Source organism: Cytobacillus depressus (genome assembly GCF_008923245.1).
GTDB classification, from domain to species: Bacteria; Bacillota; Bacilli; order Bacillales; family Cytobacillaceae; genus Cytobacillus; species Cytobacillus depressus.
The window spans coordinates 240,019-257,798 of the sequence record NZ_WBOS01000004.1 but is presented as its reverse complement, the minus strand read 5'-3'; the positions used below and the strand labels follow the sequence as shown (position 1 = coordinate 257,798).

Below are 17,780 nucleotides of genomic sequence, written 5' to 3'. Positions count from 1 at the left end.
TGAATACAGCAAAAGGAGCTATTTCACTGATAATACATTTCTAATATTTAGAAATTTTTTCTAGTTACTAATCTAAAACGCTCTTTATTTCTAGTATTCTAAAAAATAGAATTCAATTCTAATTTTTAGAATGATTGATTGTCCTTTGATTTTTTGATATGATTTCTCAAATACCCACAATAAACAAATAATTCAGAATTGGCTAAATTAATTTATTGTACTATGCAAAACTACTTTTAAAGCTTTTTATCCTTGCTCCATTCATTCTCTTCATTTAAATCACTTGCCTAGGTATACCATTTATTCCAAATTTGTTTCAGGGGGTTGTTGTCATGCTTATAACTGGAGATAAAACGATATATGAGTTAGTAAAAGAAAAGAAAGAACTGCATGCAAAAAAAATATTTCTATACTTTCAACAGCAATGTATTACGTATGAAGAATTATTATTTCGAGTCAATCAGACTGCGCACTATCTAAAAACAAAAGGTGTTAAAAAGGGGGACAAAATAGCTGTATTGCTAAGTAATTCACCAGAATTTTATTATTTTTGGTTTGGATGCGGGGCGATAGGTGCTATTCTAGTTCCTATTAATACGGCCTCCACATCATATGAAATAGAATATTTTATTGATCATTCCGATGCAGTTGGATTTATTGGTGAGCACCCCCTGTATACACATAAGATAAAAGAAGTTGTAGAATCTAAAGAATTATTATTTAAAGACGTAGTTAAAGATAACTGGCTAACAATTTTAAACAACTACTCGACAAACAATCATTCTGATTATGTTAGTTCAAAAGACGTTTGTTGTATTATGTACACTTCTGGTACAACATCGAAGCCGAAAGGTGCGGAAATTACACATGAGAACTATATATTTGCTGGAGAGACTTCAGTAAGAAATCAGTGGTTAACCCCATTTGACCGCTATTTGATTTTTTTGCCTTTATTTCATGTTAATTCCCAATACTACACATCGATGGCTGCACTCGTCGTTGGTTGCTCAATTGTTCTTTTAAAAAAATTTAGCTCGTCAACATTTTGGGATGACGTTCAACGTTATCAACCCACAAAGTCAAGTCTAGTCGCTACTGTTATTAAGATGCTTTTACAAAATGATTCTCATCCAAACGAAAAAAATCACACCCTCAGGCAAGCAGGTTATGGGTTATTTGTTACATATAATGAACTAGAAGAGTTTGAATCTCGTTTCGGTATTCGTTTATTCCAATGGTATGGGATGACAGAATCCATCACAACCTCCATTGTTACACCTTGTTATGATAAGAGAATTCAGGATGAAATAACTGGAATTGTCCCTATTGGTAAAGCGGCACTAGGTCATGATGTGAAAATTGTAGATGAAAATGGTATCGAACTTGGTCCGAACCAAACTGGAGAAATTATCATCAAATCTCCATCTTTAATGAGGGGGTATTATAAAAATATAGAGGCAACAAATGAGACTATTAAAGATGGTTGGCTTTACACTGGCGATAACGGTTATTATCAAAAAAGTGGATACATTTGGTTTATGGATCGAAATAAAGATATGATTAAGCGTGCAGGTGAAAACATTTCTTCAATTGAAATAGAAAATGTCATCCGTGACCATCCAAATGTAGAGGATTGTGCAGTAATCTCCGTTCCTGATCATTTAAGAGAAGAATCTGTTGCTGCTTTTATAATGATCAAATCAGGACAAAACCTTTCAGAAAATGAAATAAAAATATACTGTGAAGAGAAATTATCCTATTTTAAAGTCCCTCAAATCATTAATTTTGTCGACGATTTCCCTAGAACATCTATTGGAAAAATACAAAAGAATCAATTAAGGAATCAATTTATAAATAAATGATTGTACCGAAAAACACCAAAGAAATTCCTACGAATTTCTTTGGTGTTTCTTTTTAAAGACCTTTTCTTTTCATTAATTTATCATGTGAATGAACCACCGAAAGTACCGAAAGTTGCTCTTTCCCCATCAATAGTATTGGTTGTCATTTGTTTCCTCCCCTGATCATTTTTGACGAAGGCATATATTGCTTTAAAATTTCCGGATGTATTTAGATATCGAGATTCGGCAAGTCGTAAATAACTTCAAAAGATAGCAATAAATCCACACCGTTTGCTTTACAGTGAATTTTTAGAAGGGGTTATTTATATTAAACCCTCATGATGCTTATTCCAGCGATACCAAATCACAACAGGGATAAGAACTAGTGATAAAAGCCCTCCACTTAAAGATAAAATAGTATAACTTGTACTCGCTACGACCATACCTGAAAGAGCTCCCCCAGAAGCTCCTGCTAAAGCAACACAGACATCTAGCGTTCCTTGAGTTTTTGCACGTGTTGATGGCTCTGTAGAATCAACAATTTGAGCAGTACCACTAATTAAGCCGAAATTCCAGCCCAATCCAAGTAAAGAAAGAGCAATAACTAATAAAATCATGGAATCACCTGGTGCAAATGCTGCTAATAAACTAGCGAATAACAGTGTAACACCCGAAGCAATGCTCATAGCTGTTCGGCCGATTTTATCAACAAGGATCCCCGTTACAAGTGAAGGAAGATACATGGCACCTATATGAAATCCGATCACAATTCCCACATCAGATAAACTATGCCCATGATGTTTCATATGGACTGGTGTCATCGTCATAACGGCAACCATAACTATTTGAGTTAAAACCATAACGGTGGCACCAACCATAAGACCACTTTTATTACTTCCTTTGTTTAAGGAATCTGTTTTCTTTTCATGCCCATTTGCTTGTTTAAAAATGGCAATCCTTTTGGCAATCTCTAATGGATCAGGACGCAACATGATAAAAAGGACAAGGCCTGCCAAGCTAAAGGCTGCAGCCCCTAAAATAAATGGTCCGGCAAGAGCTGGTACACCAATGGAAACAGCAAAATCCCCCATAATTCCTACTAAATTCGGACCAGCAACCGCTCCAAATGTTGTCATCATCATCGTCGTACTTATGGCTTTTGCTCGTTGCTTCTTGTCAGCTAAGTCCGTTCCCGCATAACGAGCTTGCAAATTTGTCGCCGTTCCTGAACCATAGATTAAGAGAGATGCAAATAAAAGGATCACACTATTCATCATCGCAGCTACCACAACCCCAATGGCTCCCAGTCCACCAACCATAAAACCTGTCGATAAACCTGTACGTCGTCCATACCTTTGAGAAAGCCTTCCTACGATTAAAGCTGCTCCTGCTGACCCAAAAGTTAATAAAGCCGAAGGAATACCTGCATAGGCATCCGTTCCCAGCATTTGTTGAGCCAAAAGAGCCCCTACCGTCACACCTGCCGCAAGTCCTGCCCCACCAAAAATTTGTGATAGACTGACAACAAATAACACTCGTTTATATAACTTTCTTAACTTTTCGGGTGACTCTATATCATACTCAGTAGAATCTAATTCTTTCGCCAACACTTATATACACCTTCTTAGATTTATTTATTCGATGAATAAAAACGTAACTATTGAGTCAGCCGATTCTAAGTATTAAATTCCTACAAAGCAGTTCTATCCGCAATGCTTTGGTAGATCTCTCTTTCCTTTCTTCCATACAGATAGTAATAAAGAACAATCGATAATAAGGCTACGAAGGCAATCGCCAAAAAAAGACCACGGTAGCCAAATATCGGAGCAAGGAATCCAAGCAAATAAGGTCCGGTTCCAAGCCCTACATCATATAAAATAAAATAGGTTGATGTAGCTAAACCTAAGCGATGAGACGCAGTGACTTTTATAGCTGTTGCTTGAGCAATAGAATTAAAGTTCCCATAACCTAAGCCAATAAGTGCACCCGCCAATAGTAAAACGAATCCACTGTGCGCTTGGCTAAATAGAACCATTCCTGCTGAAAAAATGATGAGACAAGGATAAACAACAATATTTGCCCCTTTTAAATCCATTAATCTTCCTGTAAAAGGCCTTGAAAGAATGATAATGATGGCATATACAAGGAAGAAGAAGCTCCCAGCCTCAACTAATTGAATTTCCTTTGTGTAAAAAGTAAGAAATGACATCACACCTGAATAACAAAAGCCAATGACAAGTCCAACAATAGAAATGGGTATCGCCATTGGTTCAAGGAAATTAGAAATTTTAAAGCCATGATCAGCTTTTTCGGGATTTTCCTTTATAGATTGAAAAACAGGTATTTTCAGAGTGAAAGATATTAATAGACAAAGGAAAGATAATATTAGATTAAATATAAAAACCATTGAATAATCCCCATATTGTGTGAATTGAATTCCCACTAACGGGCCAATGGCAGAAGCTAAAATAGTGCTCAAACTATAATAGCCAATTCCTTCACCACGCCTATTTTTTGGAATAATTTGGGCAATAATCGTTCCCACAGCCGTACTAGCAACCCCAAGAGCGAATCCATGAAGGAATCTATTCAGTAACAATATCGGTAAATGAATGGCAGTAAAATATAAAGCGGTTGTGATAATAAATAAAATCAAACCCGTAAATAAAATTTTCTTACTTCCTGCATCTTGAATCTTACGCCCTGTTACTAACCGCCCAATCAAAACGCCAATTACAAAAATGCTTGATACGAGCCCTGCTACACTTGTTGAGGCATCGAATTTTTCAACAGCATAAGGAGCAATCGTCACAATCAATGAAAAAAATACAAGCGTTAATAAAAAATTGATCAAAGAAACGATAATAAAGTCCTTCGTCCAAAGCCTTTCCTTAATCATATACTTCCTCCTACTTGAGTTAACTCTCGAATGAATTTGAAATTGTCAGATATTTACTTACAATCTATTTAACCATGAATGCCTCGATTTACCAAACGTGAAGTGTTCATCTATTTTCGAAAAAAAGATTTTCAGACATCTAAGTATGACTTTTGGTTAGTAAGTAAATAAAGATTGTCGCCAATGAAAACGAAGCATGAAAAAAAGCACTCTCTGCCCTAGGACATCGAATGCTCGCTATTATTAGCGTAATATAATTAGCTGGCTGTCTTTTTAAGGAAAGCAAGGTTTTTTGTTATCGTGTAAAGTATTAGTCTTCTTGCATTATTTCATCAAAGGCTGAAGAAACTCTGTCGAATTCCTCATCGCTTTCAATGGCTGTGAAATTTCCATCCTGGTTGAGCTTTAAAAAGAAAATATCAATGTCTTCCTCAGTTTCTGCTTGAAGATCCTCTACAAATCCGAGTGCAACGTATTTTGTCCCTTCCAAATTTACCACTGCCAGCACTTCAATATCCTCGCCCTGGTCATTTGTAATGATTTCGCCTACTTCAATGTTTTCCATGAGATAGCCCCTCTCCTTTATTAAATATGTTTTTTGTAACGATTCCTTCAAACAATTTTGTTTGCCATTAGGTTAATTTAACTGCTGTACATTCAATCCTGTTTTTCTTTTATCTGTTCACGGATCCTTTGAAGTTCTTCCAAAGACAGTTCACCTAAAGATTCTCTAATTTCTTCCTCAATTAGTTTCCTGTTGCTTTCTCGATATAGATTCCACCATTCACGAAGACCTTCCGTCTTTTCCAAAATGTATTGGACATCTATCTCCTCTACTTCTTCATCTGACAGATAATCTAACACTGCTGCTAACATACGAGAAAGGTTACCAACTTCATCTTTGTTTTGTTCATTATTTGGCAAATGAATAATATTTTCCTTATCCGTCGCTTCATTTGTTTGTGCGGACCTTCGCGGCATCTTGTCGCTCCTTACTTATCTTACTCATATATATTTTTAGTATAACCATTAAAAATTAATCGCTTAATTTACTCAAACATTTATCTATCAAAATTTCACCAATAGCCAATAATTTGCCTTCACCATCTCATAAATATTTCAACATTAATATCCAGTTTTCTCTTACAATAATTCCCGAGCCAATAATCGGTAAACAACCAGACGTTTCTCTTGTGAATGGGGAATACTGACAATCATCGCTTCATCAAATCCGTATTGCTCTTGTTCTTTTTGCAGCAATGTTGCGATTTCTTTTGCATCCCCAACTAAATGGATTTTACGATTTTCTTGAATGGTCATGCGATCCATTTCCGTCAATGGATAATCACGGGCCTCCTCAGGTGTCAAAAGTGGTGCAATTCTGCCCTTCATAAAAAGTAAGCGCCAAATATCTTGAGGCTTTGCTTCGAATTCCGCCTCTTCTTTTGTTTCGGCTGTTGTCACCATATAGGAAACATTGATTTCCGGTTTCTCCATAAAAGCTGAGGGTTGAAAATTCTTTTTGTATAAATCCAAGATCTCCTTAGTCATCTCCCCATTAAAAAACTGTGCAAATGAATAGCCAACTCCCCTTACCCCTGCCTGAATAGCACTATTACCAGTCGAGCCCAACAGCCAAGCCTCCGGTAAAACGACTCGGGATGGTGTGGCAATGGTTTGATTATATAAGTCATCTATAGGTACTTCATCATTGATTAACTGCAATGCCGTATCAAATTTTTCATACATATTATGCATCAGCGGCTGTCGCCCCTCCGATAAAGCATAGATGGAGCGCTGATCCCCACCCGGAGCTCGACCGACACCAAAATCAATTCTGCCCGGTGAAAATGCACTTAACGTTTTAAACACCTCAGCTAGCTTTAATGGAGAATAATGCATCATCATTACTCCCCCAGTACCGACCCGAATATTTCTTGTTTTAGCAGCTAAGTGTGCTGTTGCCACTTCCGGAGCTGAACTGGCAAAAGTATTGGTTGCATGATGTTCTGCCATCCACATTCGATGATAACCTAATTCATCGCCTAAAATGGCCAATTGTTCTGCCTTTTTCAAAGCATCTGCAGCCTTATTTCCCATCGTAATAGGGGCTTGGTCTAATATACTTAAACGCATTTTTTAACATCCTTCCAATCGGGTTGTGAACTTATTATTTACGCTCTTTATTATCCGGAAATTCATTAGTATGCTAACGTTTTTCTTGAAAAAGCTGAGCTTATGATAAATTCTCAGCCATTTTGTTCAAGAGTTTTTTTAATATTAAAAGCTCCTCGGTTGACATTCCATCCAATAACTTATCCTGCTGCTTTCTCCACACTTTTTCAATTGGCTCTTTTAGGTCTTGACCCTTCGGTGTTAAATAGACTCTGTTAACTCTAGCATCTAATTTATCACGTTCTCGATAGATTAAACCGTAGTTTTCCAATGCTTTTACCATATTTGCAACAGTTGGAGGCTCACAACTCAAACGTTCACTTAACTGGATCTGTGTAACGCCATCCTCTTTCCATAATCGGCATAATAACTGATCTTGACCGATATGAAGACCGAGTTGACGCAACATTTCCGAATAATTCCTACGCTTTTTCGTTGATATTTCATCAAGAATTTCCCGAATTTCATCCTCAATCAAAAGCATACCTTCTTTCAGCAGTAACTAGTTAGTATGCTAACCATATCGATAAATTGGTTTATTTTCAAGAAATTTGTTTGAAAAAAAGGTGCCAGCTCCCCACAGTATTAAAGAATTACTGCAGTAGAGCATGACACCTTCGTAACCATCTTACCTAAATTTGTTTTAACAAGTATTCACACACTTTATTCGAACGAAGTCTAGCTGCTACATAAGGGGGCTGGATTCCTCTAGCGCCTTCGAGCGGAAGTCCGAGCCATAAAACTTTCTCGTCAATAATCACAAACGGAAATGGAAAGCTCTCTTCCAGCCAGACATCACACTCGCTCCACTGTTGATGCGAAATAACGGTTAATTTTACTTGTTTTCCTCTATTTAATAACTGCCTTGTCCATTCTTCAGATAATTTGCTTCTCTCTGGCAAGGAGATAGTAATCGATGACTTTGCCGAACTTAGATCCTTAAAAACAGCTTCCAATTTTCGTGCATGCATCCACCTTAATTTTGGATGTTGATTGTGAATCCATGAACCTATTTCTTTTGTTGTGACCGCTTGTTTGTTCCTTACTTGATGGTCAACGAGTTGGCGCAGCGTTTTTCTTGGATAAACATGCTTTTCGATAAAATCTCTGTTGCTGACGTGAAGAAATTTTCCTTTCGTTCTTGTGATAGCGACATTAATCAAACGTTCACTTTCTTTGCCTGTTAGTAGCATACCCGCCCGATCTTGAGGGGCACTATCAACCGTATCAAAGATCATCACATCCCGTTCACTTCCCTGGAATCGATGGACTGTCGCCGCAATGATATCCGCTTGGCTGCGCTCTTCCTCATAGATCTCTTCAAGAAGCATCTCCATGAGATTCGCTTGAGCACGATATGGGGTGACATACCCGATCGATTTCGCTCCACCTACGTATGCTTCATGAATTAATTGAAAGGACATGAGCAGCTGCAAAAGATTGAATCGCGAATTCGTTGTTTTATCGCTAATACAATGTAGACCTGTGAAACTCGAATCGACAAGCACAGCCGCTCGCTCTTTAAATGGAGCAAGGCTTGTGATTTTATTTCTGCTTTTATTAACACTTTCGTGATCGCCCACGAGCGAATGATAAATGTAGCGATTCGTAAAAGCTGAAATATCCGGGTGCATCCGCCGCTGTTCTTTTAATAAAAAAAGATGGGGATGAAGCTTCTCATCATTCAGCCAATCGACAACTCCAGCCTTATGGAACACATCCTCTTTCAGCCATTTGGCCACAAGTGGGTCCCGGCTCGAAGCAATTGGAGGCAACTGTTTGAAGTCACCGCAAATAATGACTCGCTTTCCCAAGGCTGCGGCAAAAGCTGCCTGTGGTACATAAGCCATACTTGCTTCATCGAGGATGACGAGGTCATAACCCTGTTCATAAATCGCGCTATCGCTAGCCGCCTTTGCCAGCGTCGTGCCGACAATGAATGCATCTTTGACTAATTCCAATTCTTTCTTCCGGACCTTTTCCAGGATCCTAGTAATTTTTGTTTCCAGTTCCAGCAGATGATCCGAATCTCGTTTACTGAAAGAATGAGCCAAGTCTTGCTTTAAGTGGCGCCTTTCTTCAACTAATCTCTCTCTATCCTGAGCAAGGAGCGGGTCCTGCTTTTCAATCAGCAAATTTGTTGTAATTTCGTGATGGGCTGATAGAGTTTCCCTACTGTTCCCTCCGTAGCGGAGAACATCCCCTTCACGTAATCTTTTTTTCTTTTTAATAAAATCAGTCACTTCACTCATCAACACATCGACCGCTTGATTGCTATGCGACAAAATCAACACTTTTTTCTTCTGAAAATATTTATTAGCCGCAGTTCTGGCCAATGTGTATGTTTTGCCGGTACCCGGGGGCCCCCAGACGAAAGTGGCCGGATTGTATTTGGACCGCAAAACCAATTCATGGACACTGCTCTTGATCTTCTCTTCAGGATGTTTCGTTTCCATAGAAGGATTCATCAGTCTTTGCACTCGCAGCCGCTTCTGCTTGCTTTTTTTGATCTCATCTAGGCGCTCGATTAATTGCTCAAGTAGTTCCCACGGATCATGCAGCAGATAAGCATCTGGAATGAGATCGCCAAAGTTTTGCTCTAAGGCAAGAATGATTCCCCTACCCTCAGAGGAAAGCACCTTCCCACTACTTTTCATCGTTCCCCATTCCAATTTTATGGAGGAACCAACGGGTATCCTTAATGAGATGGCTGTATCAAAATAATAGCTATACGGGCCGTCGTTTGATAACAGCCTTCCATTTATAACTGAATAACGGCTTCCGCCAAACTTTTTTAAGTGGTTAATCTCTTGTTGTAAGGCTTGCTGCCATTCTTTGATGTATGTTTTGGTTGTTGTCATTTATTTCCCCTTGTTATTTACTACTCATAGATTGTGTCCAATCAAGTCCGTCACATGCAAATCCTTCTGACGGTTATTATACATTAAAATGATTGCCACGTACGGTGAACCGCATGCGTATTTCTGATTGTAATCATTGGAAAAAAACTATCGTCATTTGAGAAAGGGCGTAAACCATCCGGATATACTAGCGGTAATGGAAAATACTATGTAAGCTAAGTAATCAATCGCAGAGGATTTGTATGCAACAGAATCAACAAGCTAATAAGAATTTAGGTTCTGGTTCTAATATGACATCAGGATTTGCTGGAACGGATCTGCAGAAAGTGAAACAAAAAATTAGGAAAGATGTAAGTGAAGGGCAAGGTGCGATGACATCAGGGGAAGCTGTGGCGATGCGGGATTAAGAGCCTCTCTAGCGAGTGGTTTTTAGAATAAAAAAGGACTGTCCCCTAGTCGAAGAAAGAATTACCGTACTAGGGGGGCAGGCACCAAAGATTCTGGTATTTTTTGTTTTGTTTAGGTTTTATTATATGCTTTGTTAGGTACTTTACGTATCCAGAGTGTATGCGGCAATAAATGGGGTGCTGGGGTGTTTTGTTTGTTATTAGTTTAAACCATAAATTCTTAGCGATAGTTTGTTTCTAGGTGATTTTTCCCTTAAACGTTTTCTAAAAAACCCTCGGTCCTAATGCCTTAAAATTTCTTCTACATCCGTGTAAAGAAAAAGCCTACTTTTTAGGTAGACTTTTTGAATAAGTTGGTAAATTCGGAAATTATCGAACCATTTATATATTTAGATAAGACTTTAATAGACGTACCCGAGCTATTCGTCTAGCTTTACTTTGTGTACCCTCTTGAACATATTTTCTATAGTCACTTACCAATCTCTTTTCATCCTTAGAAATATTCAAGTCATCAGTTTTGTCATTATAATAAATGATGAAATTACCTATTTTTTCATTGTATTCAGAAATGTCCAAGCCCTTTTCTAACATAAAGTAAATAATTATTAGGAATGAATATAAGTGGGTTCTTTTACTAAAAAAATCAGCGTTCTCTTCTGAAATCTCCATAATCTTATCCAATTCCATTATCATTTTTAAAAAATTCTTCTTGTCATTTTCATACTCATCGTATTTTTCATTATACTTATCATAGACCAAATTAAGATATTTTTGGGTAGTTTCTCCCGTAATCCCTTCACGTAAGAAAATTAAAATCTGACTAATAAATTCTATATCTGTCATCCTTCTTATTTGAGAAGAACTAAATACTCTGTACTTCTCCCAAAAAGGATGCTGACTAATTTCATCCGCAAGTTTGATAAATAATCCTCCAAATTCAGCATTTCTTAGTTCCTGAGGATTTAACTGTTTATCTGTACTGTTCAACCTTAAAAACATCTTTATTATATCTTCTTCTCTTATTTCCCTTTTAATTACACGTGTAGAAAAAGGATAATCCCAAATGGCTTTCTTATCTTCAGGATCAAGCTCACTAAAATATTTATTGGCATATATTGTTGACTCTTCGTCATCTAAGTAGCCCGAATGCAACTTAAATTTCCCATTAATAAATTCTTTTACCGTTGTTAGCCTTTGTTGTCCGTCAACTAAACTATACGTTGATTCTCCTGTATCTGGATCGGTTTCTGTCATCCATATATAAATTTCAGGTATAGAAAAACCTAATAATATTGTCTCTATAAGTCTTACTTGCTCTTTAATCCTCCAAACAAACTTTCTTTGGAATGATTGATCTATTATTAATGTATCGTGTTTTATACGATCCATAAACCATTTTACAGATTGGACTTCAGTTGTTATAAAATCAATTCTTCTCATATATTAACCTCCAATTTACGCTTAAGTTCTGAAATTCCAGCTTTATAATAATTTTCTACAGCATCCCATGATTCAAATATACGATAGTTTATATCATGAGATATACCAAATTCGAATTGAAGGTGTTGATAAAACTCTGCATCAGCTAATTTCTCCCATTCCTGATAGAGAAAAATATCTTCTGGAAACTGATCAAGTTCAATAAACTTTCTGAAAATACCTTTTGCAAATTTATTGTAATTTACTATTTCACCCCTATATAACTTTTTTAAATATTGATCCCAAAACTCCATATATAAATCTCTAGATACTAATGCCAAGTCAATGTCAGATTCCTCACGAAATAATGACAGATTATTATCGGGAGATAAACTAAAGCCACACTTAGCACTTCCAAAAATGGCAATTTCATTGAAACGAATTTTAAGTTTATTATTCACATAGCGTTTGAATTCATCGTATTTACTCGAATAATCTCGGTCACCAAGGAAGACTTTAAAATACCATACATCATTTCCATTTAAATAATTTCTAAATATGGTATCAGTGTCACTTTCTATAATTTCTTTTCGAATCTTATCTATATCCATACTTTCACCCATATTATTTTTATTGTCTTTAAACTATTGTATTTTGCAAAATAAAAGTGCAGAGTTTTGCAATGAAAAAATTATGCTGTGAATTTACATAGAATGGCGGCATGCTACTAGCCTATGTGGCATAGCATAGCATAGCCCAGCCTTATGACTGTTGGCTTCTTGGCTAAAGGAGCTTGCCCATAAAGGCTCCATGTCAAGTTGCGATACCGGAATTTGGAATTAAAACTATTCGACAAATATTTCTACCATCCTTCTTAATAATAAGTTAATATTTATATCCAAAAAAATTTTAAATATTTACCACGTATTTACCACAAAAAATGAATGTGCAATTTGCTTTACTCTATGAATAATGAACAAAAAAATAAAATACTTATTCCTCAAAGTGAATAATTACAACTTGCTATCTTTTCGGCCTTGAAAAATAAGATTGAGGACAGCCCTCTCTTCAAGAATTACATGATTGAATTAGAAATGATTAAGTCAATATTTTAATAATCTAGCAAAGCGATAGTTTAGCAAGAGATTCCTATGGATATTTAGAGATAATATTATTTATCTATAGTCACAAAGTGAAAGTAATCTTTACTGCCACTTGTCATCTTCCTTTAATCTTGATATTGAAAGTGGAATCCACTCTGAAAGATGTAATTTGATAGAATCTTATAACCAAATAATTTTGGGGCTTTAATAGAGTATGGATTATTTAAGGTGCCCAGAGCAGGATTCTCATACTCTCGGCTCGCCCAGGTCTCACTTTATCAAGCACTCTACTACAAATACACCTTATTCTGCCTAGCTTTCGCTATGAGGAGGGGCTTCTACGACTCCTATGCCTCATTTCATCTATTTTCCAAGTATGTCCTTCCATTCATTAATTGAACTAGCATTATTAATTTTCTTTTCTAAAATTCTGAAATTAATACTTATTCTTTTTCTACTGATACTATCTTTTCCACCTAAGTAATCATCTACATGTAAAGATTGACCGGTACTATCTTTAATCGGACTTAAAACAGCTGACCTGGAATGCAGACAAAATTTTTGGATTGCTTCTTTTACCGTCTTAGGAAATGTTTGATTATTTTTGAAAGCCTCTATTGCTAACGATTCAATATGGTAGCCAGAAAGACGGTTTTTCTTGGGGAATTGGTCGTTAATACTCTTGAACAGTTTAATCATCGGTATAACCTTACCACCATTTGATTGATTTACCTTAGATAGCTTTTCAGCAAATTTCTTAGGCTTAATAACGTTACTCCATTCGTTAATACTAGGTTTTGCAATTTTATAACCAGTAGCTGTCTTTATACTTGGTAATAATTGAACTTCATAACCACTTCTGAATTTAACAGTAACAGCTAAATCACCTTTTTTCACTTCTGTTTTTGGGAGTCTATTTTTGATTTGATTAACAAAATAATCTAATACATCTTGAGGTTTTGCGTTTGCTAAGTCACTATTATTAATCCTAACTAACATGTCCACATCACTTAATCCTTGCGCATAGGTATGTTTACTTATAGAGCCACCAAATAAAAGGTCAACAGTTCCATCTACTTCTTTTTCTATTGCGCGTTGTAGCGTATTCAAGTGACGTTGAACTTGTTCTGTATCACGATTATTCAGCTCCGATAATAGTGATTTAAGATAATCGTTAATTGCTCTTTCGTTTTCCTTTTGCTGTTGAATAGCTTGGTCTTTTAATAAAGCCGATAAACTTTTCGTTGGAACATTCCAACCTCCACCGCTGCCCAATTACTTCTCCTCCTTCACTAATTCTATTATTTTGGTTATCTCTCTTTCAGTCATTTCATCCAATTCAAAAACAGCCAAATCGTTTTCCTGAGTAAATAATTTCATTTTATGTTTTAGGTTATTTAAAGTTTTTATGTTCTCTAAATAAGAAATCAGTTTTAGTTCATCTGTTCTTAGATTCCATTTCCCACTTGAAATAGAAAAGCTATTAAAATAAACAGGATTATTATCTTTAAAGCCATATCTTAACCATGATAATCCATCAAATATATCTGCTCCGCACAAAAAATATACAATAATGTTTAGTGGGTCTAAGCAACCAAAAATATGAATAGGCTGTTTTAATCCTTTATCATCAAGAGCAGTCCTGATTTTATATATATTCTGGCATCTTTCATATACCGAATAACCTAACTCCTTTTCAGTGAAACCCACAATTGAAAATGAAGATAACCTAGATACATTATTAATGACACTCTCAATATTTATTTTCCCTTCTCCGCTTTCTGCTTTAATTAAAAAGTCACTGGAAAACAAAGGGAACTGCCTAAAAATAGAATTCGCCTTATTTATTTGTTCAATTACTGATAGTCCCATATAATCGTAATTAATTAACACAATATCGGTCATCGGTTCAATACAGGCTATTTGCTTAAAATAAAACTCTTCATTCCAATCAAATGGTTTATGTGGAAAATCATAAACTTCTGACAAATCTGGTTCAATTCCTGTTTCATAACCACCGCTATCAATAAATAGTATTTCGGTTTCATATATTTGTTTACCATCGATTAGTTTGTAATATAAATCATAAGAACTAAATAGTGTAGCATCTGATAAATAGTCTTTTAAGTTATAAAAGATTTCATCAAACCGCCTTATGCCTTTACTCGAAAAGGACGGTATTAGAATTGGTGTAGTCGCTTCTATTCCATTTACTAACCTTTCCTTACATAAGTACCTACTCATTCAGAATCCTCCTCCTATCTTTGCATGATAAACATCTCCCACAATTCCCCTCATGACCAAGTTCACAACTATAAGTTAGATCGACGGGTATAGATTTCTGTATGCAATAATCTATTATTTGTTTTTTGGTAAATTGGAGAAATGGAACATCAAGTAATACAGTACCGCTAAAATAACCATCTATTATTCTTTGGCAATCTTCCACGAAGGTTTGAGAGCAATCATAATAAGGAGTTCCAGCATGAATCCCTATTGCAATCTTTGAATAATTTGATGGAAGAAAACTTAGGGCTGCTGTAATAAGCAATGCATTTCTTCCTACGAATTCACCATTATTATTCGTTAAAGAAAAGCCTGTGTTTGATTTAATTAAATTAATTTCATAGTACCGGCAAATTTCTTGAACTACCTGTTTTTCATTTTTACTGCTTGGTTGTCCATAATCAAAAAATAAAGCTGAAACCTCATATTTTTTTGAAAGATAGTATTCAAGTAATGCAGTAGAATCTATACCTCCGCTAAACAGTACCAGCGCAGTGTTACTCTTTCTCATCACTTTCCCCATTATTCACCTCATTCCTTTCTGCTATTTTTAGTTCTATTAACATCTTTTTAAACTTGTACAACCATAGAATCATGTGAGGATTATGTTCAAGTGCCTTACTTATCTCAATTTTCCTATAAAGATGCCTTTTAGCCATAAGAAAATACTTATCGGGTATCATGGGGGTTGTCTCACATATTAATGTGTAATGTAAGGTTAAATGGTCGATATCTTCATCTGTTACATTTGTCCGTTTTTCAATAGAATCTGCATAGCGAATAAATGAAGTTAATTGCTTCCCTGCACTTTCATATTCAGAAGCTCTTCTTGATAAGTTCAAGAACTCTTCTATAACTGTAAATATAAATACCATAGAGGCTAATAAACCAATAACTACTTTATAAACAGCCTCTGTTAAGTTTTTAATCAGAGGTAAAAATACATCAAAATTGGCGAAAGTTAAAATGGCAACTACAGTAGAACCTATTAATATTAAAAAGTGCAATAAACTACTTGATAATCTAAATTTTTTAGATAACATAAAGTATGCATTTCTAGAATTCTCCGCTTTTTTCCTTAGTTTTTTGATTTGATTTATTTTATTCGGATCTGCCATAAACCAATTCACCCACAAAGTCAAATTTTTTTATAACAAAAGTAGAAGCCTATAATAAGGCAAACTACTTCTCGTTCAAATAATGCAAGATAATAGTCATAGTAAATTGGAATTACATTCCATCAAATTCTATGATATCAAATATACACAATAAATCTATATAAATTAGTTACTTCAATACATATGATGTAAAAAAACTGCCAAAAATTAATTTGGCAGTTTTCGTGTCGATTAAATTTCGTTGTTCTTAAAGATATATTTTAGCGTAAGAGCAAAACTCTTGTGTTGTGTTAATTCATTTAATAATCATCTCAGTTAGCAACCTTCTCTATACCCATTTCCTCTAATTTACTCCATAAACTTTCGAGTGATTTAGTTTTATTGTAAAAAAACTCTCTACCTCTAACTCTCCAAAACTTCCATCCTGCTCGTTCTAAATCATATTGGCGTTGCATATCCTCTTCCCATTTTTCAGGACCGTGCCATCTCTCACCATCGCATTCAACAGCAAGTCGGTCTCTGATACCTTCAAAAACTAAATTAATAAGATAATTTCCTAATTTAACTTGAGGTTGAACTATATCCTTTCGCTAAGAACATACGTAATACTTCAATCTCAAATTGAGATTCGCATTTTTCTGATAAGTTCTCTACAATTTCATTTACCCTTGCTGGATTTTTACAATAGCTTAATAACTGGTATCGGTAACAACTCTTTTTCAATTCATCTAGTTCGACTGAATGATAAAGCCTCATTTGATTTTTAGCCCTACTTGCAGCTACATTAATGGTTTATTGTTAGTCTTTTTTTGTCATTTAATTCTTGCTTGGATGTTTGTTACTACCCATAAAAATAAGACATACTCGTTCAATCAAAAGGGTAAAATAAACGAGTCTTTTGACATAGATCTAATATGTTTCATTTTAACGGCTTTAATATTTTTTAAGCTTATAATGCGATAAATGCTTAGAGATTTTATCTCTAAGCTTTATACACTAACAACAAAAGGCAGCCCTCAGCGAAATAAAGTATTTTGCACCATGAGGTCAGGCACCAATAATATTTTTAATAACTTACCGGAATAATCCCAGAATCCGTTTGATACCCAGCTAGCGGGTAAACAAGAATCTCTTCCCAACGGTCTGGAACAACATTTTCTACTTCACCTGTCGTTAAGCCGTAAAATAAGGCTTTTAATCCAAGATAATTTTGTTTGATTAAATGCCCGTTTGATTTTTGTCCTAGGTTCCCATCTCTTCTATTTCCTTTCGTTTCAAAGAAGATGGCTGGGTTGCTGTGATTAGTTGGATTGATATTGTCGTAGTTTAAGCCCAGCATCATCGCAGAAACAACTCCGCCTTTTATGTCAATCTCGTATCTCTTATCACCACTACCAGTTTGGTAACGATCAATATGCATATAGCCGTAATCTTTTAATGCATCGTACACATAGACATGCATCTGGCGAGTTAGGTCATTGTATAAGCCGTTTTTAATACTTGGTAAAGTCGGTCCATTTGGTGCTAATGATACGCCAAGCGACATGGATGTGGAATTAAATATGGTGTCTGTCCCCTGGTGTTTTAAAGCATTACCGTGGCGGGGGTCTGGCACCTTATCTAATCATTCGAATGCTGCAGCATGCAAGGAAGAGCACCTTGCAATCATCA

17 protein-coding genes are annotated in these 17,780 nt (G+C 35.7%); 2 read left to right on the top strand and 15 right to left on the bottom strand.

Annotated features, from left to right (window positions below):
* Positions 1-332 precede the first annotated feature (332 nt).
* Positions 333-1,862 carry a class I adenylate-forming enzyme family protein gene (locus F7731_RS11965; protein ID WP_151535011.1) on the top strand — a complete coding sequence of 510 codons (1,530 nt, stop codon included), beginning with the start codon at positions 333-335 and terminating at the stop codon, positions 1,860-1,862.
* A 302-nt stretch (positions 1,863-2,164) separates the two neighbouring features.
* Here the strand turns inward: F7731_RS11965 and F7731_RS11960 are convergent, their stop codons facing one another.
* The 7 genes from F7731_RS11960 to F7731_RS11930 all read right to left on the bottom strand — a co-directional run bounded on the left by F7731_RS11960 (position 2,165) and on the right by F7731_RS11930 (position 9,776).
* Positions 2,165-3,448, bottom strand: coding sequence for an MFS transporter (locus F7731_RS11960; protein ID WP_425481997.1), 1,284 nt, complete (start codon positions 3,446-3,448; stop codon positions 2,165-2,167).
* An 83-nt stretch (positions 3,449-3,531) separates the two neighbouring features.
* Complete coding sequence (locus F7731_RS11955) at positions 3,532-4,740, bottom strand: MFS transporter (RefSeq protein WP_151535009.1); 1,209 nt, start codon at positions 4,738-4,740, stop codon at positions 3,532-3,534.
* A 310-nt stretch (positions 4,741-5,050) separates the two neighbouring features.
* A complete protein-coding gene (locus tag F7731_RS11950) occupies positions 5,051-5,305 on the bottom strand; it encodes a DUF1292 domain-containing protein (protein ID WP_151535008.1) in 255 nt (84 codons plus the stop codon).
* 92 nt (positions 5,306-5,397) lie between these two features.
* Positions 5,398-5,721, bottom strand: a complete 324-nt coding sequence (locus F7731_RS11945) for a hypothetical protein (RefSeq protein ID WP_151535007.1) — start codon at positions 5,719-5,721, stop codon at positions 5,398-5,400.
* A 162-nt stretch (positions 5,722-5,883) separates the two neighbouring features.
* A complete protein-coding gene (locus tag F7731_RS11940; protein WP_151535006.1) occupies positions 5,884-6,876 on the bottom strand; it encodes an LLM class flavin-dependent oxidoreductase in 993 nt (330 codons plus the stop codon).
* Between the two features lie 100 nt (positions 6,877-6,976).
* Positions 6,977-7,393, bottom strand: coding sequence for a MarR family winged helix-turn-helix transcriptional regulator (locus tag F7731_RS11935; protein WP_425481996.1), 417 nt, complete (start codon positions 7,391-7,393; stop codon positions 6,977-6,979).
* Positions 7,394-7,547: 154 nt separating this feature from the next.
* On the bottom strand, positions 7,548-9,776 hold the full coding sequence (locus F7731_RS11930; RefSeq protein WP_151535004.1) for an AAA domain-containing protein: 2,229 nt from the start codon (positions 9,774-9,776) through the stop codon (positions 7,548-7,550).
* Positions 9,777-10,018: 242 nt separating this feature from the next.
* Here F7731_RS11930 and F7731_RS26470 point away from each other — a divergent pair, with 242 nt between their 5' ends.
* Entirely contained in the window at positions 10,019-10,183 is a 165-nt protein-coding gene (locus F7731_RS26470; protein ID WP_170289694.1) for a hypothetical protein, read from the top strand.
* 381 nt (positions 10,184-10,564) lie between these two features.
* Here the strand turns inward: F7731_RS26470 and F7731_RS11925 are convergent, their stop codons facing one another.
* From F7731_RS11925 to F7731_RS11890, 8 genes are all read right to left on the bottom strand, one after another.
* Positions 10,565-11,623, bottom strand: a complete 1,059-nt coding sequence (locus F7731_RS11925; RefSeq protein ID WP_151535003.1) for a DUF262 domain-containing protein — start codon at positions 11,621-11,623, stop codon at positions 10,565-10,567.
* The gene (locus F7731_RS11920; protein WP_151535002.1) at positions 11,620-12,213 is read right to left on the bottom strand and encodes a hypothetical protein; all 594 of its coding nucleotides are present in this window, start codon (positions 12,211-12,213) and stop codon (positions 11,620-11,622) included. The genes F7731_RS11925 and F7731_RS11920 overlap by 4 nt, the downstream gene beginning before the upstream one ends.
* Positions 12,214-13,068: 855 nt before the next feature.
* Positions 13,069-13,980 (bottom strand): CBASS oligonucleotide cyclase, encoded by a 912-nt coding sequence (locus tag F7731_RS11915; RefSeq protein WP_151535001.1) that lies wholly within the window; start codon positions 13,978-13,980, stop codon positions 13,069-13,071.
* A complete protein-coding gene (locus F7731_RS11910) occupies positions 13,981-14,949 on the bottom strand; it encodes a hypothetical protein (protein ID WP_151535000.1) in 969 nt (322 codons plus the stop codon).
* A complete protein-coding gene (locus tag F7731_RS11905) occupies positions 14,942-15,514 on the bottom strand; it encodes a 7-cyano-7-deazaguanine synthase (RefSeq protein WP_151534999.1) in 573 nt (190 codons plus the stop codon). Before F7731_RS11905 ends, F7731_RS11910 begins: the two co-directional genes overlap by 8 nt.
* A complete protein-coding gene (locus F7731_RS11900; protein WP_151534998.1) occupies positions 15,489-16,109 on the bottom strand; it encodes a hypothetical protein in 621 nt (206 codons plus the stop codon). The genes F7731_RS11905 and F7731_RS11900 overlap by 26 nt, the downstream gene beginning before the upstream one ends.
* Before the next feature lie 311 nt (positions 16,110-16,420).
* Positions 16,421-16,690 carry a DUF559 domain-containing protein gene (locus F7731_RS27290; protein WP_151535166.1) on the bottom strand — a complete coding sequence of 90 codons (270 nt, stop codon included), beginning with the start codon at positions 16,688-16,690 and terminating at the stop codon, positions 16,421-16,423.
* Positions 16,691-17,175: 485 nt separating this feature from the next.
* Positions 17,176-17,724 (bottom strand): hypothetical protein, encoded by a 549-nt coding sequence (locus F7731_RS11890; RefSeq protein WP_151534997.1) that lies wholly within the window; start codon positions 17,722-17,724, stop codon positions 17,176-17,178.
* Between the last annotated feature and the right edge of the window lie 56 nt (positions 17,725-17,780).

Excerpts from the sequence above, each read along its gene's own strand:
- F7731_RS11965 (WP_151535011.1), top strand. The coding sequence starts at position 333 with ATGCTTATAACTGGAGATAAAACGATATATGAGTTAGTAAAAGAAAAG.
- F7731_RS11955 (WP_151535009.1), bottom strand. The coding sequence starts at position 4,740 with ATGATTAAGGAAAGGCTTTGGACGAAGGACTTTATTATCGTTTCTTTG.
- F7731_RS11950 (WP_151535008.1), bottom strand. The coding sequence starts at position 5,305 with ATGGAAAACATTGAAGTAGGCGAAATCATTACAAATGACCAGGGCGAG.
- F7731_RS11945 (WP_151535007.1), bottom strand. The coding sequence starts at position 5,721 with ATGCCGCGAAGGTCCGCACAAACAAATGAAGCGACGGATAAGGAAAAT.
- F7731_RS11940 (WP_151535006.1), bottom strand. The coding sequence starts at position 6,876 with ATGCGTTTAAGTATATTAGACCAAGCCCCTATTACGATGGGAAATAAG.
- F7731_RS11930 (WP_151535004.1), bottom strand. The coding sequence starts at position 9,776 with ATGACAACAACCAAAACATACATCAAAGAATGGCAGCAAGCCTTACAA.
- F7731_RS26470 (WP_170289694.1), top strand. The coding sequence starts at position 10,019 with ATGCAACAGAATCAACAAGCTAATAAGAATTTAGGTTCTGGTTCTAAT.
- F7731_RS11925 (WP_151535003.1), bottom strand. The coding sequence starts at position 11,623 with ATGAGAAGAATTGATTTTATAACAACTGAAGTCCAATCTGTAAAATGG.
- F7731_RS11920 (WP_151535002.1), bottom strand. The coding sequence starts at position 12,213 with ATGGATATAGATAAGATTCGAAAAGAAATTATAGAAAGTGACACTGAT.
- F7731_RS11910 (WP_151535000.1), bottom strand. The coding sequence starts at position 14,949 with ATGAGTAGGTACTTATGTAAGGAAAGGTTAGTAAATGGAATAGAAGCG.
- F7731_RS11905 (WP_151534999.1), bottom strand. The coding sequence starts at position 15,514 with ATGGGGAAAGTGATGAGAAAGAGTAACACTGCGCTGGTACTGTTTAGC.
- F7731_RS11900 (WP_151534998.1), bottom strand. The coding sequence starts at position 16,109 with ATGGCAGATCCGAATAAAATAAATCAAATCAAAAAACTAAGGAAAAAA.